At 67.3% G+C, this 24,962-nt stretch carries 23 protein-coding genes and 2 pseudogenes; 14 read left to right on the top strand and 11 right to left on the bottom strand.

Annotation, left to right across the window (positions count from 1 at the left end):
* Nucleotides 1-219 precede the first annotated feature (219 nt).
* Nucleotides 220-1,491: an acyltransferase family protein gene (locus O1Q96_RS00670; protein ID WP_269246331.1), complete on the bottom strand. Its 1,272-nt coding sequence runs from the start codon at nt 1,489-1,491 to the stop codon at nt 220-222.
* Nucleotides 1,492-1,723: 232 nt separating this feature from the next.
* On the opposite strand from O1Q96_RS00670, the gene O1Q96_RS00675 reads away from it, so the two are divergent.
* Nucleotides 1,724-5,416, top strand: coding sequence for an nSTAND1 domain-containing NTPase (locus O1Q96_RS00675; RefSeq protein ID WP_269246332.1), 3,693 nt, complete (start codon nt 1,724-1,726; stop codon nt 5,414-5,416).
* A 531-nt stretch (nt 5,417-5,947) separates the two neighbouring features.
* Here O1Q96_RS00675 and O1Q96_RS00680 read toward each other — a convergent pair.
* Together O1Q96_RS00680 and O1Q96_RS00685 are read right to left on the bottom strand one after the other, a co-directional pair.
* Nucleotides 5,948-6,277: a hypothetical protein gene (locus O1Q96_RS00680; protein ID WP_269246333.1), complete on the bottom strand. Its 330-nt coding sequence runs from the start codon at nt 6,275-6,277 to the stop codon at nt 5,948-5,950.
* A gap of 76 nt (nt 6,278-6,353) precedes the next feature.
* Complete coding sequence (locus O1Q96_RS00685) at nt 6,354-7,223, bottom strand: IS5 family transposase (protein ID WP_269246334.1); 870 nt, start codon at nt 7,221-7,223, stop codon at nt 6,354-6,356.
* Nucleotides 7,224-7,307: 84 nt separating this feature from the next.
* On the opposite strand from O1Q96_RS00685, the gene O1Q96_RS00690 reads away from it, so the two are divergent.
* Nucleotides 7,308-8,147 (top strand): pentapeptide repeat-containing protein, encoded by an 840-nt coding sequence (locus O1Q96_RS00690; protein ID WP_269246335.1) that lies wholly within the window; start codon nt 7,308-7,310, stop codon nt 8,145-8,147.
* 310 nt (nt 8,148-8,457) lie between these two features.
* Here the strand turns inward: O1Q96_RS00690 and O1Q96_RS44395 are convergent.
* The 3 genes from O1Q96_RS44395 to O1Q96_RS00710 form a co-directional block, all read right to left on the bottom strand.
* Nucleotides 8,458-9,530, bottom strand: a protein-coding gene (locus O1Q96_RS44395) for an IS630 family transposase (protein WP_419586407.1) whose coding sequence is annotated in 2 segments (ribosomal slippage) — nt 8,458-9,050 and nt 9,050-9,530 — 1,074 coding nt in all. Because the reading frame shifts where the segments join, the coding sequence is not laid out codon by codon here.
* Between the two features lie 372 nt (nt 9,531-9,902).
* A complete protein-coding gene (locus O1Q96_RS00705; protein ID WP_269246338.1) occupies nt 9,903-10,118 on the bottom strand; it encodes a hypothetical protein in 216 nt (71 codons plus the stop codon).
* Entirely contained in the window at nt 10,118-10,489 is a 372-nt protein-coding gene (locus O1Q96_RS00710; protein WP_269246504.1) for a DUF6233 domain-containing protein, read from the bottom strand. Before O1Q96_RS00710 ends, O1Q96_RS00705 begins: the two co-directional genes overlap by 1 nt.
* On the opposite strand from O1Q96_RS00710, the gene O1Q96_RS00715 reads away from it, so the two are divergent.
* From O1Q96_RS00715 to O1Q96_RS00730, 4 genes are all read left to right on the top strand, one after another.
* Entirely contained in the window at nt 10,370-10,636 is a 267-nt protein-coding gene (locus O1Q96_RS00715) for a hypothetical protein (protein ID WP_269246514.1), read from the top strand. The two genes, O1Q96_RS00710 and O1Q96_RS00715, sit on opposite strands and share 120 nt — an antisense overlap.
* Before the next feature lie 17 nt (nt 10,637-10,653).
* The gene (locus tag O1Q96_RS00720; RefSeq protein WP_269246339.1) at nt 10,654-10,893 is read left to right on the top strand and encodes a hypothetical protein; all 240 of its coding nucleotides are present in this window, start codon (nt 10,654-10,656) and stop codon (nt 10,891-10,893) included.
* The gene (locus tag O1Q96_RS00725) at nt 10,890-11,114 is read left to right on the top strand and encodes a LexA family protein (protein ID WP_217459455.1); all 225 of its coding nucleotides are present in this window, start codon (nt 10,890-10,892) and stop codon (nt 11,112-11,114) included. The genes O1Q96_RS00720 and O1Q96_RS00725 overlap by 4 nt, the downstream gene beginning before the upstream one ends.
* Before the next feature lie 177 nt (nt 11,115-11,291).
* On the top strand, nt 11,292-11,618 hold the full coding sequence (locus O1Q96_RS00730; RefSeq protein ID WP_269246340.1) for a hypothetical protein: 327 nt from the start codon (nt 11,292-11,294) through the stop codon (nt 11,616-11,618).
* 265 nt (nt 11,619-11,883) lie between these two features.
* Here the strand turns inward: O1Q96_RS00730 and O1Q96_RS00735 are convergent, their stop codons facing one another.
* On the bottom strand, nt 11,884-12,774 hold the full coding sequence (locus O1Q96_RS00735) for a replication-relaxation family protein (RefSeq protein WP_269246341.1): 891 nt from the start codon (nt 12,772-12,774) through the stop codon (nt 11,884-11,886).
* Between the two features lie 527 nt (nt 12,775-13,301).
* Here O1Q96_RS00735 and O1Q96_RS00740 point away from each other — a divergent pair.
* Complete coding sequence (locus O1Q96_RS00740; RefSeq protein ID WP_419586408.1) at nt 13,302-13,955, top strand: hypothetical protein; 654 nt, start codon at nt 13,302-13,304, stop codon at nt 13,953-13,955.
* Here O1Q96_RS00740 and O1Q96_RS00745 read toward each other — a convergent pair.
* Nucleotides 13,906-14,705 (bottom strand): IS5 family transposase gene (locus O1Q96_RS00745; protein ID WP_269246503.1). Its coding sequence is split into 2 segments (ribosomal slippage): nt 13,906-14,366 and nt 14,366-14,705, totalling 801 coding nucleotides; the frame shifts between segments, so codons are not numbered across the junction. The two genes, O1Q96_RS00740 and O1Q96_RS00745, sit on opposite strands and share 50 nt — an antisense overlap.
* A 135-nt stretch (nt 14,706-14,840) precedes the next feature.
* Between O1Q96_RS00745 and O1Q96_RS00750 the strand changes: the two genes are divergently transcribed.
* Both O1Q96_RS00750 and O1Q96_RS44150 read left to right on the top strand, forming a co-directional pair.
* Entirely contained in the window at nt 14,841-15,641 is an 801-nt protein-coding gene (locus O1Q96_RS00750; protein ID WP_269246342.1) for a pentapeptide repeat-containing protein, read from the top strand.
* Nucleotides 15,642-15,856: 215 nt separating this feature from the next.
* A pseudogene (locus O1Q96_RS44150) lies at nt 15,857-15,964 on the top strand (transcriptional regulator); the annotation flags it as partial.
* A 45-nt stretch (nt 15,965-16,009) separates the two neighbouring features.
* Here O1Q96_RS44150 and O1Q96_RS00760 read toward each other — a convergent pair.
* A complete protein-coding gene (locus tag O1Q96_RS00760) occupies nt 16,010-16,165 on the bottom strand; it encodes a hypothetical protein (protein ID WP_269246344.1) in 156 nt (51 codons plus the stop codon).
* A gap of 235 nt (nt 16,166-16,400) precedes the next feature.
* Here O1Q96_RS00760 and O1Q96_RS00765 point away from each other — a divergent pair, with 235 nt between their 5' ends.
* From O1Q96_RS00765 to O1Q96_RS00785, 5 genes and pseudogenes are all read left to right on the top strand, one after another.
* A complete protein-coding gene (locus O1Q96_RS00765; RefSeq protein WP_269246345.1) occupies nt 16,401-17,675 on the top strand; it encodes a hypothetical protein in 1,275 nt (424 codons plus the stop codon).
* Nucleotides 17,676-18,067: 392 nt separating this feature from the next.
* Complete coding sequence (locus O1Q96_RS00770; protein WP_269246346.1) at nt 18,068-18,301, top strand: hypothetical protein; 234 nt, start codon at nt 18,068-18,070, stop codon at nt 18,299-18,301.
* Entirely contained in the window at nt 18,301-18,573 is a 273-nt protein-coding gene (locus O1Q96_RS00775; protein WP_269246347.1) for a hypothetical protein, read from the top strand. The genes O1Q96_RS00770 and O1Q96_RS00775 overlap by 1 nt, the downstream gene beginning before the upstream one ends.
* Before the next feature lie 25 nt (nt 18,574-18,598).
* Nucleotides 18,599-18,745, top strand: a pseudogene (locus tag O1Q96_RS00780) (transcriptional regulator); the annotation flags it as partial.
* Between the two features lie 277 nt (nt 18,746-19,022).
* The gene (locus O1Q96_RS00785; RefSeq protein WP_269246348.1) at nt 19,023-19,685 is read left to right on the top strand and encodes a hypothetical protein; all 663 of its coding nucleotides are present in this window, start codon (nt 19,023-19,025) and stop codon (nt 19,683-19,685) included.
* Between the two features lie 282 nt (nt 19,686-19,967).
* Here the strand turns inward: O1Q96_RS00785 and O1Q96_RS00790 are convergent, their stop codons facing one another.
* Both O1Q96_RS00790 and O1Q96_RS00795 read right to left on the bottom strand, forming a co-directional pair.
* Entirely contained in the window at nt 19,968-22,433 is a 2,466-nt protein-coding gene (locus O1Q96_RS00790) for a preprotein translocase subunit SecA (protein ID WP_269246349.1), read from the bottom strand.
* 161 nt (nt 22,434-22,594) lie between these two features.
* The gene (locus tag O1Q96_RS00795; RefSeq protein ID WP_269246350.1) at nt 22,595-24,751 is read right to left on the bottom strand and encodes a P-loop NTPase fold protein; all 2,157 of its coding nucleotides are present in this window, start codon (nt 24,749-24,751) and stop codon (nt 22,595-22,597) included.
* Between the last annotated feature and the right edge of the window lie 211 nt (nt 24,752-24,962).

Below are 24,962 nucleotides of genomic sequence, written 5' to 3' on the forward strand. Positions count from 1 at the left end.
AACCCGGGCGGCATCCCTGCGTCAGACGTGACCAGGAGGAGCGTAGGTGATGCCCGCGTCTCCGGCAGAGGTTGAGGTGAGGGCCACGACGAGGCCCACGCGTTGCTTCGGCGACAGTCGCGGCCGGGACGGATGACTTAGTCCGTGGAGCAGCGCCACAACGACTGCCCCAACCGCTACGGCGACCCCGAGGGCAGGGCGGTGCGGAACGGGCGCTCATCACGGCGGCTGCATGTAGCGGGCCAACCTGCGGCCCAAGGCCTGGCCAGGCGCTTCAATGTAACGGTAGGTCAGCAGACACAGAGGCAGTAACACGGTGAAGAACGCCGCTTCGAGCGCGAGATTGTCCTGCCGCCGCCGGCCGATGGTGCTGTCGATCACCGCCAGCAGCACAGGATGCATCAGATAGACCGAGTAGCTGATCGTTCCCAATCCGGTCAGTAGCCGCGGTATGCGCCGGCGGCGGGACAGCAGTCCGGCGGCGAAGGTGAGTACAGCCAGCAGGAATGCGACGATCCAGCCGCGCCGTGTGAAGTGCTCGTCGTCGCCGTACCAGTACGCGCTCCCCACGGCACAGGCGACAACCACGACGGCGGTGTCGGCCGAATGGCGCCAGGTGCTCTGACCGTTGGCGGCGCGGTAGACGGCGGTGCCGAGGAACATCACGGCGAGGAACACCAGGCCCTCCCACAGCGGGACCGTGCTGTTGAACGCGATCAGTGCGAGCGCCAGCACGCCGCCCAGCACGCCCCCGAACACCCGGAGCGCGGGTGATCTGGCGCTCGCACAGCAGATGGCGACCCCCATGGTGATCGAGGCGAAGGCGATCAGCGGGCCGCTGCCGGCCAGGCCGGACAGGGCAGAGGTCGGCAGTGCTACCCCTACCGTCACGCTTACAGCGGCGAGCACGGCCAGGATGACCGCGACCGCCGCAGACTTCTGATGAAGACGGACCGTGAAGAGAGCGACAACGAGCAGATAGAAGGACATCTCGTAGGAGAGCGTCCACAGGATGAGCAGGAGACTGGGTGTCCCCAGCAACTCCTGGAGCATGGTGGCGTGGGCGACAGCCACGGCGGCCGCGCTCTGCTGACCGAAGTCACGCAGCTGCGCGATGCCCAGGAGGTTGAGGGCAAGGAGCACCGTGAGGACAGCCGCCCAGAGCGGGTACACGCGGAAGATCCGTCCGATCCAGAACGTCCGGACGCAGCCCCGGCGCTCCAGCGACGCGGGGATGATGTAGCCGCTCACCAGGAAGAACACCATGATGCCGTACCGGCTGGTGTTGAACTGCGGCATCAACTCCCGCCGGAAGTCGGCCATGAAGGTGTACGACGAGTGGTCGAAGACCACGACGAGTGCGGCGATACCGCGCAACGCGTCCAGCCAGCCCAACCGCGACGGACCTGCCGTCGCAATGGCATCCAGTAATCGCGATGCAATGGATGGCGGACGCGCCGGTGAGGCGGGCACGAGAGGTGGGGATTCCATGCGTGGGCAGCGTCCTCTTCGGTGAGGTGTTCGTGGCGTTGTCGTGAGGCAGATGCCGGCGCCGGAAGGCAGGCCGCGCTGTTCACATCACCGAGTTCAGCGGCTGCAGCATTGTTCGGCAGTACCGATCCGGCGGCCGAACAATGACGGGGTACGCGAACCCTTCTGATGTCATGGAGACGCATGGGTGGCTGCCCGCTCTGGTGCAGGGGCGGCTGGAGGGGGTGAAGGTGTGGCGGGGCGTCGTGAGGTGCCGGTGGATCCGGCGGCAGGTCCGGTGCAGCGGTTCGCGTTCGGGTTACGCAAGCTGAGGGCGGAGGCGGCCGGAATCACCTACCGGTCGCTGGCCCAGCGGGCGGGCTACTCGGTGACCACGCTCTCCCAGGCGGCGGCGGGCGAGCAGTTGCCGACGCTGCCGGTGGCCCTGGCCTACGTGGGGGCGTGCGGTGGAGACCTGGCGGACTGGGAGGCCCGGTGGAAGGAGGCGGTGGAGGAGTCCGCCGGTGACGGCTCCCGGGACGATGACGGATCGCTCACGCCGTACCGTGGCCTGGCACGATTCGAGACCGGGGACAGCAGACTGTTCTTCGGCCGGGAACAGCTCACCGCCGACCTGGTCGACCTGCTGCGCCGCCGGCGGTTCGCCGCGGTCTTCGGTCCCTCCGGCAGCGGCAAGTCCTCCCTGCTGCGTGCCGGCCTGATACCCGCCCTACGGCAGGCTCAGGAGCCGGACCTGCGTCCGGCCACGATCCGTATCCTCACCCCGGGCGAACGCCCCGCCCGCAGCCACGCGCCCCTCCTCACACCCGCAACTCCCCGCGACGGCAGCACCGTCGCGGACACGTTCGTGATCGTCGACCAGTTCGAAGAGGTCTTCACCCTCTGCCACGATGCGGCCGAGCGCGCTCACTTCATCGATCTGCTGCTGACAGCCCAGCAGCCCGAAAGCCGCCTGCGGGTGCTGCTGGCCGTACGAGGCGACTTCTACGGCCGCTGCGCCGAGCACCGTGACCTGGCCGAGGCACTGCGCGATGCCAACCTCCTGGCCGGAGCGATGAGCCCGACAGAACTGCGTGACGCTGTCGTCAAGCCGGCCACGGCCGCCGGACTGACCGTGGAACGCGCCCTGACCACTCGGCTGGTCAAGGAGGTCACCGACGCGCCCGGCGGGCTGCCGCTGCTGTCCCACGCGTTGCTGGAGACCTGGCACCGCCGCCGCGGCAAGACACTGACCATGACGGGGTACGAGGCGGCCGGATGCCTGGACGGCGCGATCACCAAGACCGCCGAGAAGGTCTACGGCCGGTTCACCGAAGACCAGGCGGCCGCCGCCCGCCGGGTGTTGCTGCGCCTGGTCGCCCCCGGCGACGGCACCCCCGACACGCGCCGTTCTGTCGAGCGCGCGGAACTGCCGGGCACCGGCGAGGACGACACCGGCCAGGTGGTGGAGGCACTCGCCGGGGCGCGGCTGCTCACCCTGGACGGCGGCACGGTCGAGATAGCCCACGAGGCACTGATCACGACCTGGCCCCGGCTGCGCGGGTGGATCGAGGAGGACCGCGAACGCCTGCGTGTGCACCGGAACCTGACCGAAGCGGCCCACGCCTGGCAGGAACTGGGACGCGAAGAGGGCGCTTTGTGCCGGGGAAGCCGGCTCGCCGCCGCCCAGGAACACTTCGGCGGCGCAGCGCGCGAAGACCTGAACGACCTTGAGCACGCCTTCCTCGCCGCCAGCCGCAACCACGAGCAGAAGGGCCGCCGTCGGTACCGGCTGGTGCTCACCGCGGTCACCGCCGCCCTGTGCCTCGCCCTCGTCGCCGCCGGCCTCGCCGTGGGGCAGTGGCAGAGCGCGGTCACCGCCCAACACCTCGCCCAGTCCCGGCAACTGGCCGCCCAGTCCAGCGCACTGCTGGACTCCGACCCCGACCTCGCCTCACTGCTCGCCGTCCATGCCTACCGGACCAGCCCGACCCGCGAAGCCACCGCTGCCCTCTATGCCGCCGCGGCCCTACCGCTGCGCAAGCGCCTCACCGGCGGTACCAAACCCGTGGATTCCATCGCCCTCAGCCCGGACGGACACACCCTCGCCGCCAACAGCCGAGACGGCAAGGTGCGGATCTGGAGTCTGCCAGGGGGGCAGCTCCGACACACGATCGCCGGCTACGACAGCGGCGAAGTCATGGCGTTCAGCCCCGACGGACGCACCCTCGCTGTCGCTGCCGTCCGTGGCGCCGACGGGATGGTAGGGCTACTGGATCCAGTCACCGGCAGGGAACTCAGAACCATCGCCGTCCCCGACGGCTCGGTACGCGGGATTGCCTTCAGCCCTGACGGTCGCTCCGTGGCCGTCTCCTCCGCGAGGGCTGTACGTGTGTGGGATGTGGCCACCCGCCGCCTACGGCACAGTTTCACCAGCGACCCAGAGGCGGTCGCATTCGGCCTGGACGGACGAACGGTCGCCGTGGCAGGCCGCAACGGACGGGTGCAGCTGTGGGACGTCGGCACCGGCCGCACCCGGACCGCACACGACAGCCAAGGCGAGGGCGAGGCGGTGGTCTTCAGCCCTGACGGACGGACATACGCGGATGTCCGCACCGACGGTTCGGTGCAACTGCGGGAGACGGCCACTGGCATCCTCCGGCGCACGATCAGGGATGCGCCCATCGGGTGGAACAAGGTGGCCTTCGCCCCGGACGGGCGGACCCTCGCCATCCCGGTTCGTGGGGACACGGTACGGCTGTGGAACACCGCCTCCGGCACGGCGCAGACCACCGTGGCCGCCGGGCATCACGGACGCGGGTCCTTGAAAGTGGCCCTCAGCGCGGACGGCCGCACCCTGGTCACCGGCAACTTGGACCCCACCGTCCGCGTTCACCGCCTTACCGCTGATCTACCGCAGACCACTCTGCGAGGCCGTGCCAGCACGTCCGTTGACGACATGGCATTCAGTTCGGACGGACGCACGGTGGCCACGGTTCACCAAGGCCCGCCCGGCCGTGGGGCGGTACGGCTTTGGGATGTCAGAACCGGTGATCATGCAGCCACACTGGCGCTCGACACCGGCCTGGCACTCCGGGGAAAGCAGCTGCCTTTCCCGGGTTGGCGCCTCGGAGCTGTGGGATTCAGCCCGACAGGGCGAGCCCTGGCCGTCAGGGCCATAAAGAACGGTGGGGTGATCGAGGTCCGGGACGTCGCCACGGGCCGTCTTCTCAAAAGCCGTGCCCTGGGCAGCAGCAGGGCGGCCCTCAGTCCTGACGGGACGCGGCTCGCCATCGCCGGCGGGAAGGGGTCGGTCAGGATCTGGCACCTTTCAACCGGTGCACTGCACACCGTCCACACCGACCACGGCCGATCCGTCAGAACGTTGGAGTTCAGCCCGGACGGCCGCACACTTGCCGTCGCAGGGATCGGGGCCAGCGACGAACAGGTCACGCTGCTCGAGTCCGCAACCGGCCGCACACAGAACTCCATCAAGCCGAACGGCGGCCTGCAGTCCCTCGCGTTCAGCCCGGACGGGCACACCCTGGCCACGGCAAGCGGCAGCAACGGAGTCGTGAAGACGTGGAATGCGCGCACCGGCCGGCTGCAAGACAGCTTCCGTGTCGGCAGTGCGGTGGCGTCGCTGGCTTTCAGCTCCGATGGACGCACCCTGGCCGCAGGCAGCGTACGAGGAGTCCAGCTGTGGGACCTCGCCACCAGTCAGATCAGAAGCACCCTGCCGGCCAGCCCGCTGCCATCAGTGGCGTTCAGTCCGGACGGACAAACCCTGGCCATCAGCACGGGCAGCTCCGTCGGGCTGTGGAAAGCCGACCTGCCCGACCCGGCCCGCGCAATCCGCAACATCTGCCAGGCCATCGACACCACTCTCACGCCTCTGGAACAGTCCCGCTATCTCCACGGCCAGTCAGCTGAAACCGGCTGCTAGTCGGCCGCGCGATAGGACCTCGCTTCAGGGTCTCCTTGGCGTGCTGACTGTCCGTGGCTGCGGCGCCCAAGGGCCAGGGTGAGTACTCAGGTGCTGAGTCGTTCCCGACAGATGTCCTGCAAATGCGATACCTGTCGTAGCCAGCCTCAAAACACCAGCTAAAGAGGTTCAATGACCGGGGTTACGGGCTGGCCAGGAACCGGCACTCCACTCCTGTGACGGTTCGGTCGGTGGTTCACCGTGCCGTGCTTTGCGGTGTGGACCTCACGTCCCGGCCTGTGAACGCCCGTTCGTGTGCTTTGGCGGTGTGGCGCCGTAACTGCTTCGGCCCTATGGCGTGCCATGGGGAAGGTGACCAGGAACATTGGCGTCGGACGGCTCCGGCGGATCGCAGATCGGCGTGCTGCTGAACGACGACGGCGGCAACGGAACCGGCGTTTGGCCGCGAGTGGTCCCACAGGCGGCAACCGCATGCAGTGGGTCGGATTGGTGGCGGTCAGCTTGCCGGGGCTGGCTGCACTAGGCCGTGTTTTAGAACGGGCTGGTCTGCCGAGTTGGCTGTCCGGGGAAGTCGCGGGCGGCCAGCCAAATGATGAGGTCGCCTGCGATCCGGCCGATGCTGGTGTCAGTGGTGACCTCGTGTTCGCGGCGGGCGGTGTCGCGGCGGACGGTCTCGTAGCCGCCTTCGTCGAGGACGGCCACGGAGGCGAACCAGGCGGGGTCGTCCTGGTCGGGCTGGATGACGACGAACGTGTTGTCCGCGTCGTTCAGTTCGCTGATGAGGTCGAACAGGGCGTCCTCGGACGGGTCGTCGATGTGATGGCCGTTCTCGCTGTCGGCGCAGTAGTACTCAGCCGCCATTGGTCCGCTGTCTCCCTTGTGCCGACGTGCTGCGGGTTGCCGCCGCCAGGATGGCATGCGGTGCGGAAGCGCCAAGTCACAGCCATTCGTTGATGGCGGCGATGTGGACGGTGGCCTCGAAGCGGACGGCGAGCTTGTCGAACCGGGTGGCCACCGCCCGATTGCGCTTGAGCCGGTTGATGCCGCACTCGACCGCGTGCCGGGCCTTGTAGTCCTCGCGGTCGAAGGCCGGCGGTCGCCCGCCGTTGCTGCCGCGGCGTCTGCGATGGCCGGCCTGATCGGCCGGTTCCGGGATGGTGGCCCGGATCCCGCGTCGGCGTAAGTAGGCGCGGTTGGCGCGCGATGAGTACGCCTTGTCACCACGGACCCGCAGCGGCCGTCTGCGCGGTCGCCCCGCGCCGAGCCGGGGCACACGGATGCCTTCCAGTACGGCCACGAACTGCGGGCTGTCACCCCGCTGCCCTGCCGTGACCAGCAACGACAAGGGCCGTTGGCCTTGTTCGCACGCCAGATGAATCTTGGTGGTCAGACCGCCTCGAGACCGGCCGAGTGCGTGATCGTCCGGCTCGGCGACGATCCCGCCGGGCGGCTCCTTCTGAGTCTTCCCGTCCCGGCGGGCGCCGGCCGCGTGCTGGTGAGCCCGGCAGACCGTGGAGTCGACATTCACCTCCCACGTGATCAGCCCGCCGGCATCGGCCCTGGCCTGCAGCCCGCTCAGTACTGCTGCCCAGACACCGGTGCGTTGCCAGCGACGGAACAGCCCGTAGACCGTCTGCCACGGCCCGTACTGACCCGGCAGGTCCCGCCATGGGGCACCAGTCCGTACCCGCCAGCGGATCCCATCGATCAGCCTCCGCCGGCATGCTGACGGCCTGCCGACCTGCGCGACGGGCAACAGCGGTTCCAGCACTGCCCACTGCTCATCCGAGAGATCCCCACGTCCCACACCGAGATCATCACGGCATCAGGCGCGGCAACAAACCCCGTTCTAAAACACGGCCTAGCCGCGCTGCTGTTCACCTGGATGCAGGTGGGGCAGGCCAGCAAAGAACTACGGATCAGTGAGCAGGGACAGATCACCAACCGGTACAACGCCGCGATCACTAATCTGGGATCAGAGTCCGTGGACGTGCGCCTGGGAGGAATCTACGCCCTACAGCGCATCATGCAGGACTCCTCCCGCGACCACCCCACGGTCGTCTCGGTCCTAGCCGCCTACGTACGCCAGCACGCCCGCCTTCCGGCGAGTGGCACCGAGCCGACACAGACGAAGCCGACAGAGCACTCGGCGCCAACCGATATCCAAGCCGCGATGAACGTGCTGGCCGACCGCCTCCCCGGCCGCGACAAGGGGACGGCGATCGATATGAATCGCACCGATCTACGCGGGGTGAAGTTTAGGTTCATCAAAGGACGCAGCCTCGACCTACGTGGAGCGGTCTTCTCTGAAGCGGACCTCCGTGGCGCAGCGATGGCCAATTCGGACCTGCGCGAGGCGCAACTGGACGGCGCTGACCTCCGCGAGGCGCAACTGTTCTTGACGAATCTTGCTGGCGCGTACTTGTCCGAGGCAGATCTAACCGACGCGTTCATCTGCGTGGAGCTCACAGCCACGGGCGTGACCGAGAAGAGCGAACACGCGTGCGCGGATTTGGAGGGCGCAACAATGGAGGGCGTGACACTGACCGGCGCTGATCTGACCCGCGCGAAACTGGCCCGCGCGAAACTGACCAACGCTGACCTGGCCAACGCTGTCCTCACGGGCGCTGATCTCACGGGCGCTGACCTCACCGGCGCTGACCTCACGGGGGTGAAGCTCGATGGAGCGAAGTTGGACGGGGTCCGTGGGCTGCCGCCATCGAGGCGCTAGAGATTCTCATGGCTCGCCTACCGCCACTTAATCGGACCTGGAACGGCGGCTTCTGCAGCGGCGACCGCCTCCGCAAGTGTGTGAAATCCTTGCGAGTCCGGCCAGAATGAACACCCGGGGGCAGGCCATCCTGGCCGATACCGCACGTAGTAGAGGCGACTCTCCTCGTTCAAGTCCGGGGTCTCTCCCGGCTCAAGGTCTCCGTCTGCGGCTGCGACGGCGAACCAAAAGTCACAGTCCAGCATGACTACGCGCACCGTCGTGGGCGCAGCGTCGCCATAACAGCCATGCACATCTTCGATAGCTGGGGCTATGGCAGGCTGAAGTCCAGCCGGGTCTTGGTGATGAATCCGTCGATGAGGCCGGGCCGGTACTGCATCCGTTTGAGCCGGGTCTTCACGAGCGCGGTCAGTTCGTCGATGCCGTGTCTGGCGAGGTTGACCAGGGACCGTTTCAGGTGTGACCAGACTGCTTCGACCGGGTTGAACTCTGGTGCGTAGGGCGGCAGCTGGTAGACGGTGAGCCAGGGGCGTTGCGCGACCAGCTGTCTCATCCGGGCGCTGACATGAGTGTTCAGATTATCCCAGACGAGCACGACCGGACCGCCGAGCTGCTGGTGGGCGGCGTCCAGGAGCCGGGCGTAGTCGGTCTCGGTGAACCCCTTTCGGCGGCCCTTGCGCGGTCCTCGGTCGACCAGGGTGCGGTAGATCAGCCGGGCCGGGCGGCCGGGTTTCGTGCAGACGAGCGCGGCCATGGACACGCGCCGGGTGCCGGCTGAGGTCACCCGCACCACGGGGGTGCGGCCCCTGCGTCCCCAGGTCCGGCCTTTGGGCGGCCTCAGCCCCTGGCCTGCCTCGTCCTCGAAGCACAGCCAGGCGCCCAGGTCCGCCGCAGTCTTTTTATGGCGGGCCACTGCTCGTCCTTCCACTGGGCGATCTTCGCCTCGTCGCGCTCGGTGGCCCGGCGGGAGGGCATCTGCACGCTCCATCCCATTCGGTGCAGCAGCAGGTCGACCCCGGCCAGGGTGTAGCTGACACCGAACCGTGTGCGGATCACCTCGGCGATCCGTGCCAAGGTCCAGCACTGATCCTCGGTCCAGCCGTGCGCGGCCGGGCCGGCGTCCAGCAGGCCCTCCAGTTCCCGTAACTGGCCGGGGGTGAAACGGCAGCGGACACCACCGGGCCCCTTCGAAGCCAGAGCTTCCCTCCCGCCCGCAGCCAGGGCTCGGCGCCAGCGGTTCGCCGACATCCGCGTCACCCGGAAACGCCGGGCAACCTCACGGTCGCTGGCGCCAGCCTCGATCAAATCAGCTGCTGCTAACCGGGCTTGTTCGCGTCGGGCCCGTTCCTCAGGAGTCAGCCCGCCACCGTCGGGATACCTCATGACTAAGACATAGCGAACACCACATGAGCTGTCACCAGCCCGGAACCTCCATGGTTAAAGATCTCTAGTCGCACCGTATGAGACACAGCCAAGTGTCTGGCGAACCGTCCCACTTGGGCTCTGCGGCGCAGGCCCGTGGCAGGGCGGGGCTGGGCACCGGCTGGGTGAGCATCGGCTCGGGCAGGGTCCACGTCACGGGGCATGCCTTCCACCCGGCCGCTGCGCCATCACGGTGGCGTCGGAGCCCGCAGTCGGCCGTGGGCGCATCCAGACCACAGGCCCGACCACAGGTCTGGGGCACCCCGACCATAGACCCGACCATGCAGGTCAGCGCGCCGTTGAGCCGCGCCCGCATCTGCGTGGTCGTGTCGGTCAGCCGGCCTGTGTGCGGGTGTTGTTGAAGCGGACAGCGGTACCCCAGTTCTCCTGGACGGGAGTCAGACACCACTGGCAAATGGGCAGTCCTCCGCTGCCGTATTTGTGGGTGCTGCGCTGGCAGCCGGAGCAGGGCCCGACCAGGCTCCCGGAGCAGGTGAAGGTGGAGGGGTCCGGCTCGCTGATCGGCGGCGGGAACGCACTGCTGGTCATCAGGGACGTCCTGTTCCAGAGGGAAGAGAGCGGAGGGAAACGCGGGGAGCGAGGCGAGGAGGCGCAGGGGGGCGGGGCCCGGTCAGTGCGCCGCACTGGCGAGGGCCGGCCGGACGGGTAAGTCGAGGATGTCCAGGGGCGGTGTCGGGCTGGCAATGGCTGCACGCCTGCACTCCTGAAGCGAGGAGCCGGCGGGCCTCGTCACGGACGACCGGGCGCCGTCGCTTGCCCGCCGCGTAGCAGCCGCCCGCATGGACCTCGATGGGCGGGCGTCCGTCGCCGATGCCGAGTTCGGCGAACCATTCCGGCTCCGCGGGCCGTCTCTGCCGCCCGCGTTCCTGCTCGGCTTCCCGCTGCTGGACGGTGGCGATTTTGTCGTCGATGCGCTGCAGCCACATGGCGTGCCAGGTCCTCAAGGTCAGCAGTCGTGCCAGGTCAGCGGGCAGGTCGTCGAACATGGTCTCGCTCCGGATCCGGCGGGCCGCGAAGGGCCCGCCACTCGCATATTCGAATTCTAGTTCGATAACGTGGCGGGATGAAATCCGCGCCCTTCCCCCACGACCTGGTCCGCCTCCAGGCGGCCTGGATCCGCACCTACGACGACCTCGCCGCACCCCGCCCCACCCCTGCGCACACGGAGCTCCGGCGCCGCCTGCTGATGCTGTCGACGCGCCTGTGGTGGCACCCGTTCTGGTCGGGCCCGGGCAGCGCGCCGGCCGCGCGTGCGCAGCTGCGCAATCAGGCCCGGGCTCTGAGCAGGGATGCGCAGTGGTGAACCGGCGGCCTGCGCACCTGACCGAGCGGGAGGAACAGATCCTGCGCTGCATCCGGCAGACGATCGCAGACCGCGGGGAAGGCCCCACCCTGACGGAGATCGGCACGATGGTCGGGCTGCGCAGCAAAGGCACGGTCGCCTACCACCTGCGCAACCTGGAAAAGCGCGGTGCGCTGGTCCGTGACGGGCACGGCTCTCGCATCTGGCGTCCGGCCCGCTGACGACTTCGTGGCCAGGATGAGAGGGCCCCGCCCCCCGGGCGCCTGGTCCTCGAGCAGGCGGGCCAGGCAGGCCTGGCTGCTGAGGTGGGCGTGCCGGTCGAAGTGGCGGTCCTTTTCCCGTCTCATCCTGGTGGGCTTGATCGCGCCGGGACTGGGCAGGCGGGCCCTGTGCCATCTGTGCCGTCCGACCTGCTCGTGCAGGTTCGGCATGCCTTGATCCAGGCGGGTTTTCACCTGGTGGGGGAGGCGGAGGATGGCGGGCCGGGGCTTGCGGTGACGGACGTGCCGGCCGGGGTGCTGGTGAGGTGGACGGCATCGGACGGGTTCGCCGCTCTGGCGAAGGAGCAGCGAGGAGCCCTGGGCGACGGCATGCAGGCGATCGTGCAGGCGGCGGTATCGGGCCTGCTGGTCCAGCAGGGACACACCGTCACGGAATTCTCCGACAGCGGTGATCTCCTGGTCCTGGGGCGCCGAGTGAGAGCGGCTGCGGGCCGGGTCTGCTGAGCGGTATTTCTGCCCTGTCGTGCGCAAAGGACGCTCCTCTACCGCACGAAAGTCCCCCAGGCCGGGGCCCGGGAGACTCCGTGGGGGCTGCTCTCCGAACCCCACGGTTGCCGGGTGACCACATCGGCATCAGGTAGTCCGGTCCGCGTCCGGTGTGTGAGGGGAAGGCTTGCGCTTGTTCGAACCACCGCCTCGGTGCACCCCGCTGACCTGCATGGTCGGGGCTGTGGTCGGGGCCGACCACAACACACAGTCAGGTCGGCGGTCAGGTCTCCCGGTGCGTCCAGTCCACGTGCCGACTCAGGTCCTGCACCGGCCGCCACACGGGCGCTGCAGGCCCGTCGCGCAGCAGGTCGGCCATCGCCGCGACCAGGACCGGAACCGCGCGCAGAAAGCCCGCCACACCCGTACCCCGGGCCGCTGCGCGCAGGGCCTGGGCACGGTTCTGGATACCGGCCACGCCGGTGTTGTCCAGGATGAACAGCAGCCGCGGAAACACCGGATAGCGCCGCCGCCAAGCCTCTTCCAGCGGTTCCATGAACGCCTGCCGGGGCCGTCCGACCGGCACGGGTACGTAACTGTGGAGCCGGGCATAAGCGCCGATTTTCGCTGCCAGGCGCTCAGGCCCCATGGTCGCCCGGTCGACTTCCACGAACGCCCGCAGCATCGACCACTCCTCATCACTGCCGGTGCGGTAGTACAGCAGCCCGTCAGGAATGACCGCCTCGCCATTCCCGAGGGGGTGGTAGACCTCAGGGATCCAGTCCAAGGGCCGGCACACTTCACCGCGGCGCCGGGCATCCTGCACGAACGCCAGCCCCACCTCCGTCACCGTCAGCCCGTGCCCCGCCTTCAGCCGCACCGCCGTCCTGTCCGACGCCAGGCGCGGCGCCTGCCAGCCCCGCAACTCGGGCAACTGCGCGGCCACCCGCGCCCCGTACTCGGTAACGAACCAGACCCGCGTCCGGCCGGCCTGCGCAAGCGTGACCCGATCCACCAACCCCTCCAGACGCAGCTTGGCCATGCGGCGGCGTGTCTGCTCGATCCGCACCCCGGGGGCGGTCAGAAGGTGCAGCTGCTCCGTTGTCGCCATCCGGTACTGCGCCAGCACCGCCAATGCCAGCCGGTCCCCGCCACCCGCATCCACGTTCACCATCGCCCAACCTCCGCTGCCGGCCCACAGCAGCACCCCCCTTCTCCCGGGTGCCGCGTCTTTCCGCCAGCGCAGCAGCCGGCCCCGACCACCATCCCGACCACCAGAGCCCGACCACGGTCACGAAGCGACAACACCACCCCCGACCAAGCCCACAACCCCACCGACAACCCGGCCGACTACCCGGCCCGCAACTGTCCGCACTCTTCCGACGTCTGACGGTGTATCCGCAGCTCACCACGCCCTTGCGTCCTGGTCGTCAGCCCGACATCCCCCTCTGCACACCCCCACGCCCCCGTCAGCCAGGAAAAAGGGAAAGGGAGGGGCGGGGACGGGGTGGGCGTGCCTCGGGGGATCGAGGCGCCGTCCTCTTGTTGCGCGTCGGCGGGGCCTCCGCGCTGTGCCCGGCAGAGCCCATGCGAGGGACGCTCGGCAGGAAGCTATTGAGGGCCGGTCGTGTGAGCGCGGCCGGGGCGCACTGTTAGGTGGCTGGTTGCAACCGCTGACCCCCGAGCCTTGTCTTCGTCTTCATGGCACCCAGGCAAAGGCCGCGATCGCCGAACGAACGAGAGCTTCAGCTGTCGAGGATCGGCCGGGCGCTGACCTTCACCTTCGCCGCCGCGGTCCTGGTCGCGGGCGGCGTCTTCTACGGGCTGGTGGTGCTGCTCGACTTCCAGGAGATCGACAGCACCGCCAAGCTCGACGCGAAGACGCTCTTCGATCTGGTGAAGCTCTCCTTCGGGGTGGTCGCCGGAGCCGGAGCGCTCGTCGCCCTTGTCGTCGCCTACCGCCGCCAACGCGTCGACGAGGCCGGCGCCCACCGAGAAGCCACCCGCCTCCACACCGAACGCTTCTCCCAAGCCGTCGACAAACTCGGATCCGACTCCCCAGCTGTCCGACTCGGCGGCATCCACGCCCTCGCAGGCCTCGCCGACGACGCCCCCGACGACAACCTGCGCCAGACCTGCATCGACGTCCTGTGCGCCTACCTCCGCCTCCCCTTCTCTCCCGACCCCGGCGATCCGCCCGCCGACACCGCCACCGAAGAACAGCGCGAAACCCACCAGGACAAGAAGCACCGGTACCGCGCACTACGCGAGGTCCGGCACACGATCCTGCGCCTTAGAAGTCATCTCATTTGGCGAGTCTGCGGTAGCAGATCAGGGTGCAGGCGATGCTGGTGAAGGCGAGGAAGTGCTCGGCTTTGCGTTCGTAGCGGCGGTGTAGGCGTCGGCATCCGGCGAGCCAGGACATCGTGCGCTCCACGGTCCAGCGGTGGGCGCCCAGGCGGGCCGAGGACTCGATACCTCTGCGGGCGATGCGGTGCCGGATTCCTCGGCTGGATAACCATCGTCGCAGGTGGTTGTAGTCGTAGCCCTTGTCAGCGTGGAGTTTGTGGGGTCTGCGTCGCCGGGGTCCCCGGCGGGAGCGGATCGGCGGTATGCCCTTCACCAGCGGGATCAATGCCTGGCTGTCGTGCGTGTTGGCGCCCGAGATGCCGATGGACAGGGGCAGTCCGGTCCGCTCCGTGATCAAGTGGATCTTTGACCCGTACTTGCCCCGGTCTACAGGATTCGGGCCTGTCAGCTCCCCCTTTTCAGGGCCCGCATGTTGACCGAGTCGATCGCACACCGGGACCAGTCCAGCTCGCCGCGGGATCCGAGTTCATCGAGGACCAGGCGGTGGAGTTTGGCCCACACACGGGCCTTCGTCCACTCGGTGAAGCGTCGATGGGCCGTCGCGCCGGACGGGCCGAACGAGGCGGTCGGCACCTGCTGCCACGTGCAGCCCGAGGTCGCCACGAAGACGATCGCGGCCAGCACTTCACGGTCGCCGTGCCGACGCCGGCCACCACCCTGAGGCCGCGACGGCGCCTCGGGCACCACCTGCTGGAACAGCTCCCACAACTCGTCCGGCACCAGCCGCTCAACGATCTTTGACACGCCACAAGTCTAGTCACCCAAATGAGATGACGTCTTATTGGAGACCACTACCGCATCCCACGAGGCACTCACCGCACCTGGCAGGGCTGCAACCTTGATCTCACCGGGGTCACCATCGACGGTGACATGGACTTCCGCGGCGCGGTGTTCTCCGGCGGCGTGGTGTCCTTCGGCGACGCGACCTTCTCTGGCGGCACAGTGTCCTTCGGCGACGCGACGTTCTCCGGTGGCACAGTGTCCTTTGACGACGCGACGTTCTCCGGCGGTGCGACGTTCCCCGGCGGCATGGTGTCCTTCGACCGTGCGACGTTCTCCGGCAGCGCGGTGTCCTTTGACGACGCGACGTTCTCCGGCGGCAGGGTGTCCTTCGGCGACGCGACGTTCTCCGGTGGCACAGTGTCCTTTGACGACGCGACGTTCTCCGGCGGTGCGACGTTCCCCGGCGGCATGGTGTCCTTCGACCGTGCGACGTTCTCCGGCAGCGCGGTGTCCTTTGACGACGCGACGTTCTCCGGCAGCAGGGTGTCCTTTGACGACGCGACGTTCTCCGGCAGCACAGTGTCCTTCGACCGTGCGGCGTTCTCCGGCAGCGCGGTGTCCTTTCTCGACGCGACGTTCTCCGGCGGCATGGTGCTCTTCGAGCATGCGACGTTCTCCGGCGGCACGGTGCTCTTCGACCGTGCGGCGTTCTCCGGCAGCGCGGTGTCCTTCCTCGACGCGAGGTTCTCCGGCAGCAGGGTGTCCTTCGACGCTTCGGCGTTCTCCGGCGGCACGGTGCCCTTCCACTACGCGAGGTTCTCCGGCGGCCTGGTGTCCTTCGACCGTGCGACGTTCTCTGACGGCCTGATGTCCTTCGACGGCGCGGCGTTCTCTGACGACGTGGTGTCCTTCCTCGACGCGACCGGTTCGATTCCTCCGCTCCAATGATCCAGGGAGGCGAAAACGGTCGTTACGCCTCCCCGGGATTCATCGTCGTGCCAGGCTCCGCGAGCTTTGCGGGGCGGGGCATTCTTCAACTGCACGGGATCGTCTACCAGCGCATCCCCAACTCATCGAGCGCCGCGCGGCGCTCCGGGCTCAGCTTCGCGGCCCTCTTGCGGGTGTTGTCCAAGAACGCCCCGAGCTTGACCAGCTCACCGTCGGCCGGCGACGACCAGGAGCTCGATGACGCCGGGGTCGACCAGATTGTCGACCCCGGATTCCAATGGGGCCAGTACGAGTACGTCACCAACATCGGATTCACTGCCTGACGTACCCCAAGCACGTCAGACGCCAGCATGTAGCTGGAGTAGGAGTCAGCGGCCCAGCCACACTGCGCTCCCCAGGGAACCGGCGATACCGGTCGCCAGAACAAGCACCGTGTACGGGATGCGCTGGACCGTCAGGCGGACCCCGCCGATCCGCAGATCAAGAAAGGGCCGCGGTCCGGTCGTGCGGTGCTTCGTTGCCATGGCTGCTCTCCGGTTCGACTCACTCCCCGAGCGATTCGGGGGTCTGACTTCGAGCTTCGACAGATCCCGACGTTGCGGAAGCGGGAACACCCTGTTCCCGGATATCGGCAACGCACTGCCCCGCAGCACAATCGAGGGCGAGCCGCCGCGCGCCAGGAAAATCAGCCCGACCACATGCAGCGGGGCACCAGAACGCGGCATCATGTAGACCTGGGGTGGGGTGGAGGGGGCGCGCATGGGCGTAGAACCTGGCAATGACGCGGCCCGCCGGTATGCTGCAGCCCTCAAAGCAGCAGTGCAGCCTCTCTTAGAGGCAGGGGTCACACAGAAGCGTCTGGCTGCCGAACTCCACTTCGCCGAATCCACGGTGAGCCGCTTCCTGAACGGAGGGCGGATCGCCCCCAAGACGTTCATCGAAGGCGTGGCGGACTTTGCCACCCGCAGGGGGCAGTCGCTGCCGGACCTCGACAACCTTCTTAAGCTGTGTGAACAGGCTGAGGAAGAAGGCTCGATCACGGTCAGGCTCCGTTACGCCGACGAGCAGATCGAACGGCTCAAAGATGAACTCGCTCATGTGGAGGAGACCGCACGGAACAGCCTCAACGGCGCCGTTCGGGAAGCGATCCAAGGGATGCGCAGCGACACTGCCCAGCAGTTGGCCGGCATGGATCAGCAGCTGCAGGAATTGAACGAGGAACTCACGCAGGAACGGCAGCGCGCGGAAACGGCCGAAGCCGAACGAGACACCCTGCGCACGACAGCAAGCGATCAGCAAAGGCGTTTGGGCAGTGCCAGCGACCTTGTACGTGAGATGAACACCGATCTGGAACGCCAGCAGGAAGAGATACGACTGCTGCGACAAGAGATCAAAGTCCTGCGTGGGCAGGTCGGTCGACTCACCGAAGAGAAGACGGTTCCCGGGGTGTCAACGCAGGCCAGCGCCGCGCATGCCACCTTCCGGACCGGTACCCGCGACGCTGGAGCCCAAATGCCTCCGCTCTGGCAGGCGGCACTGCGCGCCGAGCATGAAAAGAACCGACTGGCGGAAGCCGGCTGGGGGTCGCCGCTACCAGAACAGCCGACCCCTGCAGCCCCCAACCCGACGCTCTCCCCTGCGTCCAGCAAACTATCGACGTTCGCGAAGTTTGCCATAGGCGTTATCTGGCTCATATGTCTTCTTGCCCCTGTCTTTGTCTACTTGAACGGCGCGGCATTCGCAGCTGCATGCGCCTCTGAAAAAGGGCCACCGTGGTGGGGCCTCGCCCCGCTAGCAGTGGCCGATCTCCTATTCACTATTGTTGGCTTGCTTATCATGGTGGCAATCGGCTACTTTTTCCTATTCCTCGCAGAAAGTGAGATCAGCGAAGACGATGATGGAATTAACATCCCCTTTGTTTGTTCCTGTGTGTTCTCTTTTTGGGGCATGATCGTAGGCTTCATTCATTTCTGTGGCGGCCATGTAACCTCGCCGGGCCTGTGGTGGCTGCACACCTTCGGCATCAGCGGCTGAAGCCCGCAACGCAACGGCCTGACGGACTGGAAGTTCCGACCTGCGCCTTGCGGCGGCCGTACGCTCTGCCGCTCTGAACTGAATCGCTATGTCGGGGTCGGCCTCGGCGAGCACTGGCACGGCCGCCACCATCGCCCCCGCATCACTCACCTGGCCGTGGAACGACAGCACCCGCCGGAACCGCTCCGCATCAACCCTGTCTGCACCGCCGCCAGTCGCGACCTTCGTACCGCGTCCGAACCGGTCGCCTCCGTCGTCAGCGCTGCGTACAGCTCGGGGTCACGAATGTCCAAGCACAGCAATCAAGGACCCGGGGCCGCCGAACGAGGTCCCCGCCCCGTCCGCCCGGCGCTACCGTGGTGCTTCTGCCGCATTCCCCGCTGGAGGCACCGATGAGCGACCAGCCGGCCCCCGCCGCCGCCGTCCCGCAGCCGTTGGAGCCCGCGACGGCCGATGCCGTTCGCGCTGTCGCGGCGCAAGCCCGGGAGCGCGCCGACCAGTTCGCCGCGATCCTGGAGGACATCGCCGCCAACGGCCTGCCCGACCCCGAGCAGTGCACCCCGTGGGAAGAGCTGCGTGAGCAGCACCTGGCCCGTCTCGCCAAGCAGAGGCCGGCCGTCGCCTGATGCCCCCTCACCACCGCGGCCGGCGCGCCCGGATCGCCTTCTCCGACGCTGCCGCGAAACAGCTGGGGGCCATCACCTCCGAGACCGAGCTGCACGCCCTCGACCGCGCCCTGGTCGTCGTCAGCGTCGACCCCGAGATCGGCGACCCGCTGCCCGCGACCGCCGGCGCATCACTCCTGCGCCAGTACACCGACGACGTCGAAGCCGTCCGGATCCTGTACTTCGTGACCGCGCTGCGCACCGTCGTGGTCGTCGCATATATCGAGGTCTAGCCCGCGAAAGACCTCCGCGGGGCGCGTGCGTCAGTGGGACCGCAGCATCGCCGCGTGGGCCAAGCCTGGCGACAGCCAGGAGCTGGACAGCGAGTGGGGGGACCAAGTCGTCGACCTCGGATCGCAGTGGGGCCAGTACGAGTACGTCACCAACGTCGGCTTCGCCGCCTGACGCAACTTCCGGTGGGTGCTGCGCTGGCGCCATACGATGATCGCCGTGACCACCCGCCGCACGCTCGGCGCCGGCCCCGAGGCTCCGGCTCAGGGCATCCGCGCCACCCAGGCCGACCTTCTTGACGAGCTCCCCGGGGTCCGCATCGCAGATCTCGGCGAGCTGCGGACCCGCGGGGTCGTTGGACACCTCCCCCCTGCACCACCGAGAACCCGGCGCACCCTGGGAGTAGGTCGCGCAGCCCCTGCCTCGCCCGACACCTCCAGCAGATCTGTCCGTGGAAATCTCTGAGAGCGTTGCAGCTCTATGGGCTGCTGGTATCGGTGTGGCGGCTTCCGCCGTCGCTTCGGTGATCACATCCCGAGCTGCTCGGCAGCAAGCAGAAGTTGGGGCACGAGCCCAGATTGAAGCGGTCAAGATTCAGGCAGCTGAAGCTCACTCACAGGAGAAAAAGCGGCGACAGCAGCGTGTCTACGCCGATTTCCACACAGCAGCGAACATTCTTCGGGCAGCATGCGTAGATGCAGAGTTGACACTGAACAGCATCTCCGACGATGCAGATCCGTCTGAACTCGAAGAAGCAGATGCCACATTCTCTGGCCGTGAGACAGAGATGCTGGATAGAACCAGAGACCTTTGGCACAGCTACGCTGCAATTGGACTTGAAGGCCCAGAATCTGTTGACGATGCAGCCGAAAGCCTTTTTGGAACTTATGACCTCTGGGTCAAATGCATTATTGAATGGGCATCACAGATTTTGGCGGAGAATGTACGGGACCCAGCGAAAGAGGAGGAATTCTACGTGCGATGTTCCGATATTGAAGAAGCAGTGAAGTGTGAGTGGGCGTGTTGGTGGCAGCGGTTGTGCGTCAGCCGTGTTCGGTTGTTGATTGCCTGGTCATGCGCTGTGGGCGTGGGCTGGTCTGCTGTCATGAGGTGACCAAGTGGCTGCCGTTTAGTGGCTGGGGCGGGGCGGGTTGGCTGTCGTGGGGGTGGCTGTTCCTACCGGGGTTCTTTGTAGGCCGGTGCTGTCGGCATACCGCGACGGAGATCTGTCCAGACGCTCCGGGACGAAGCCGAGGGCCGCAGGAAGGCGCACAAGCCTGTCTCGCGGATTCGGCTGCTCACCGACGGGTGCGGCTCCGTGTAGTGGGGCCAGATGTGACGTCGGCCTGATCGTCGGCGCTGGTGCCTTTGGAGGAGCTTCCGGCGAGGATCGTCCCTACCGCTTCCGCTTGTGCCGTGCTGCGTTCCTCGTGCCGCTCTGCGGCCGCTTGGCGTTTGGGTGGATCGAGCGATGAAGCTCTGAGGGTGGCCGCAGGGACGACAAGCTGGCCGTCAGCGCAGCATCAAGCGGCCCGGTGTGCCCTTCGTAACAAATGTCGAGGAGCTCGCGGGTCGGTTGGTCGTAGAGGAAGACGACGCCTCTGGGCAGACCGAGCTGGTGCTTCTTGGCCCGGAGGTAGTCGCGGAGCCTTCTGTCGGTCTCGTCGGGGTCGGCTCCAGCCGGGCGGGTGGCCCACACGAACAGCCAGCCCTCTGCCGGGTCGACGCTGGCCGTGAGCGGCACGGTCAGGCTACGGCCCTTGGGGCTCGGATTGTCGAGGAGTTCATCGCCGTGGCGGGCGAACTTGCGCTGCACGTCGGTTGCCCCAGACAGCAGGGTGGCGCCGATGCTCAGCCATCCAGTGACATTGCGGGACTGCAACTCGTCGACCAGCGGCGCGAGCGGCGATGGCACCATTGCCGGCTTGGGCGCCAGTGCTGAACGCGCGCCGTCGCCCCCTTGGGTGTGGAACCACTGGTCCAGCGCATCGGTTCGGCTGGTCAGGAACGCAGGCTTTCGTGTTCGGTAGCGGCGCAGTTCGGCTGTGGCTGGCTCGGGCAGGAAGGGGAACGCCGCACGTACCTGCACCGGGTCGGGTTCCACCCAAAGGCCAGCCTCGAAGAAGTATAGGAACAGATCCATTTCGTCGGGCGCACGGAACATCACAGTGACGTCGGGGTTACGGCGCCGACGCAGGTACAGCAGGAACTCGGCCGGACGCGCCACCAGTTCGGTGATCAGCTCGAGATCGTGCAGGGACACCGTCCATGGAATGTTGCCCGCGGCCAGCAGGCCGGCCCGCACCAGCTCGGCGGTGGCAGTCAGGACCGTCGATATGTCATCGAGACTGACGGCGATGGTGTGGATCTCACGGATTTGGCTGAGGTCGATCCATCCCTCGTTTTTGCTGCGGAGGCCGCCGTCCCGCTCGATGGCGTCGCGCATGCGCCCGGCCTGTTCGGCTGCTTTGGTGATGATGCCGGTCAGGTCGGTACGGATCCGTGCCGTCTTGCCCCCGCGGGATAGCGCGCTCAAGGCGACGGCCTTGTCCTCCACGATGATGGCGACATCGTCGAGGACGATGAGGTGGTCGCCCTCGGCGCGCTTGGTGTACTTCGACGGGTCGGCGGCCTTGGCTTCATCCTCGCTCGCGGGTAGGTAGTACTCCAACCCGTCCCGGAATCGGGCGCCGGGAAGGACACGCTCCAGCGCGGCGTGTGTGCGGGATTCGAGAAGGTCTCCGCGGTGCTTGGCGTACTGGCTCCACACCGGGGCCGTCTTCTTCAGGTGTTCCTCGAGGTTCTCCCGCACAGCGAACACGTTCAACGCCGGGTGTGGCAGCATCAGACGCCCGTCTGCGCCCACGATAAGTGGCCGCGTTCGCAGTGGGTTCCTTCCGCTGGTGAACGCCTCGACGACATCCATCGGACTGTCCGTCCCCAGGTCCAAGCGGAACCGCTCGACAACGGCCCGGACACACTCTTCGGCCAGGCTCGTATGCGCAACGATGTCGTCGATCGTGACAGTGGCCTGCTCGGCAGGTGGCTCGAACATCGACGTGACGCTGAGCATGGCCTGTTCCGTCAGATGTCTGTCCGCCCGGCCTTCCTCCTCCGCCGCCATCGCGTCCAAGACCGCATTGCCCATCGTCTCGATACGGTCGTTCAGCCTGTCCTGCTGCAGGTCGTGGCAGGCGTCGAGGACGGCTACTGCATCCGTGGCGTCGAAGCCCAGTTGCGCCTGCAGGGCTGCGCGGACGCTCTCAACGCCGTCAAGGAGCGCCAGATTGGTTTCCTCTACCATTTCAGGATATGACGGATTGCGCATCCATACTTCGGCACCCCGAATGAACAAGGACACCATGGCGAGTTTGTCGGTCGGGTCAGCACGTGCGAATGAACGCAGCTGCGCAAGGTAGAGGACCTTGCTCAGTCCCTTCTTCGCGCTGGAGACGAAGTGGCTCATCTCCTGAAATCCGGCATCGGACGCGGCCGCCGTCCCTGTCTCCTGCCGGGCGGTCAGAGCAATCAGCGCCAGCAGTTCGACATAGACCGCGCCCGCTTCCGCAGTGACAGGTATCTCGCCCTCGCGGGCCATCGGCAGGAATTGCTGACGAGCCACCTCGATAAGCCGGATCGCGTCAAACCGCGGCACCTCCACGACGAACTCCTCGATCGCCGCGGTGAAGGCCGCGTCAGCCTCAGACGCAGGGTCGTCGCCAGTGAAGGAGGCCATGAGTGTGGTCATGGTGATCAAGGAATCCGCTATGACCTGCGCGTGCGGATCGAGCACCGGCGTCCCCGACACGGAACGGCGATGTCTCTTGTTGCGCGATTCGCGTCGCTTCGTGCGGGAGCCCATGGGGCACTTCACCACGCAATACGGGCGGCCAGCAAAGGGTTTGGCGTTGCACAGCCTCCACTGGCAAAAGCTGCCTGCGCGAGGCCAGGCGAAGTAGGGGCGGTTTGGCTGTCGTGGGGTGGCTGCTCTTAGGGGTAGACCCGAAGGGCACGGTCAGACCATCACGAGGTTTCGGGGGTGGTGGGGGTGGCTTGGGGCTGGTCGGGTCGGCGGTCGCGGAGTGCTTGGAGGATTTTGGTCTGGTGGTGGTCGGTGGGGGGTGTGGTGTCGGGGGAGGTGTTGAGGTGGGGTGTGAGGCGGGTGTAGAGGTCGGCGTGGGTGAACATGGCGTCGAGGCCGGCCCAGGTGTCGTTGTCGATGAGGGGGAAGGGGAACTGTTGGGGTGGGATGAGTGCGGCCAGGAGCGGGAGGAGCTCCCATCCGTGGTCGAGGCGGTCGCGTAGCCAGGTGCGGAGGCTGGTGGGGTCGGTGTGGCGCCACATCCAGATCAGGGTGTCGTCCTGCTCGGTGATGTCAGAGGCGGGCCGTCCGGCGGCTGGTGTGAGGTGTTCGGCCAGGCGGCCGGTGAGGGCGTCGCGGGCCTGGGCCGCCCACGGTTCCGTGGTCGTCACGTGTTCGGAGGCGGTGTCGTCGGGGTTGGTGGCGCTGTGGAGGGTTCGGGTGGCGAGGACTGCTCCGTCGTAGGTGGCGGCCATAGCGGTTACAGCGGCGGGTCGCTGGTCGGGAGGCAGGTCGAGGAGGAGGCCCGGGGTCAGGGAACGCAGCCGTCGATCGGACCCCAGAATGCCCATCACTTCCGGTTCGGCGGTCAGTTGGCCGTAGTTGTCGGCCATGGCCTGGAGCAGCGCGGCCGCGGGTACCGGGATGCCGTCGGCGCGCAGTTGGTCGATGCGTCGGACGATGCGGTGGGTGTCGTCTCTGAGCCGGGCCAGCAACTGTGCGGCCTCATCGCCCTCAGCTCCTGATGCCAGTTGGGCGAGGGCCTGCTGGAAGACGGCTTCTGGGAGGTCGTCGGCGGGGACGGTGAAGACGATATACCGGTCGAAGTAGTCCTGGCTGCCGATCCCGCGTCGGCGGGCCGTGGCACGGGGGTCGCTGCCGTTGCCGACGGCCTGCTGGACTGCGGGGAACAGCAGGGCCAGTAGTGCGAGCATGCCGTCGAGGTTGTCCTGGGCCACGCCGGCCTGGCGCAGGCGTTCCTTCCATCGTTCGGCGTGTTCACCGGGTCTGGAGTCGCGGTGCAGCGCCGGGTCGGTGCTGGTGCCGGTCAGTTCGGCGCGGTGGCGTCCCAGCATCCGGTAGGCGCCGGGCTCGCTGGTCCGCAGGAAGGTGACGATCAGGAAGTCGACGATGTCGACCTCCCCGGCCAGAGAGCCGAGCGTCGCGCCGGCCTGGCCGAAGTAGCGTTTGATGGACCGCGGGGTCCTCAGCCGGTCCTGAAGGTGCCGGAAGTACGCCTCGGAGAAGCGCCGTTCCTGGTCCGGAGTCATGGACACCTGGTGGGAGTCCAGCAGGGAGTTGAGGAGTCGATTGGTCATGGCGGTGATGTCGCGGTCGCGGAAGGCCGGGAGGTCGAGCCGGACCTGGATGAGCTTCTCCAGGAATTCCTGGGCGCGCTGGTCGTTCGAGCCGACCAGGTCGGTCCGTTTCAGGACGTCCAGGAGGGTCTGTTCGTCGAAGCTGATCAGGTAGTACACGTTCGGCAGGTGGCCGACCAGGCGGATGAGCTTGAAGACGACCAGCAGTTCCTCGGGGGTGAGCCGGTCCAGATCGTCCATGATCATCAGGACCGGCAAGGCTGCCTGTCGCAGGGCCGCTTCGGCGGTGTGCTTGGCGGCCGAGGCGCTGGTGTCTCCGGCTATCCGGTCGGCTACGTGGTTGATCAGCTCTGAGGAGTCCAGGCCGAGCAATCCCGTGAGCTTGCCCAGTGGACTGATCGACTGGCCAAACGCCCCGATTTTCCCGCGTAGCTCGGACCACTGGTTCCCGCTGGGGAGGGCGGCGCGGATCTCGCTGAACAGGGCCAGCGTCAGGGATTCGAGGTCCGAGTACATCCACGGGTTCAGTTCAGCGACCGACCACCGGGTGGTGTTGGTGGCGCCGACCGTGTTCTTGAGATGCTGGATCGTCATCTGCAGGACGGATGACTTGCCAGAGCCCCAGGGGCCGATGAGTGCGAGGACTCCGGACTCGCTCTGCTCGCGCACCTGGTGGAGAAGTTCGACGGCATGCCGGGCGTACTGCTGGCGCCCCAGCAGGTCAGGAGCGTCGGCGCTCCCGTCGACGGGGTCATCGTTGAAGAAGCGTTCACCGGGCATCGGCCCATCCTGCCCGACAGCGCAGCTGCTTCGGCCTGGGATCGGTGACGACGTGCAGACCGGCTGCTGTCATGGGGTGACCGGGTGGCTGTCACGGTGTGGTTAGCAGGTCGTGGTCCCGGCTGCGTTGGGTTTGCCTGTTTCTGTGCGGGTGGGCGGCCGGGGCGGTGGGGTTGGCCTTGTGACGGTTTCGGGGACCCCGGTGGGGGAG

This window comes from Streptomyces aurantiacus (genome assembly GCF_027107535.1).
In the GTDB taxonomy this organism is placed as follows: Bacteria; Actinomycetota; Actinomycetes; order Streptomycetales; family Streptomycetaceae; genus Streptomyces.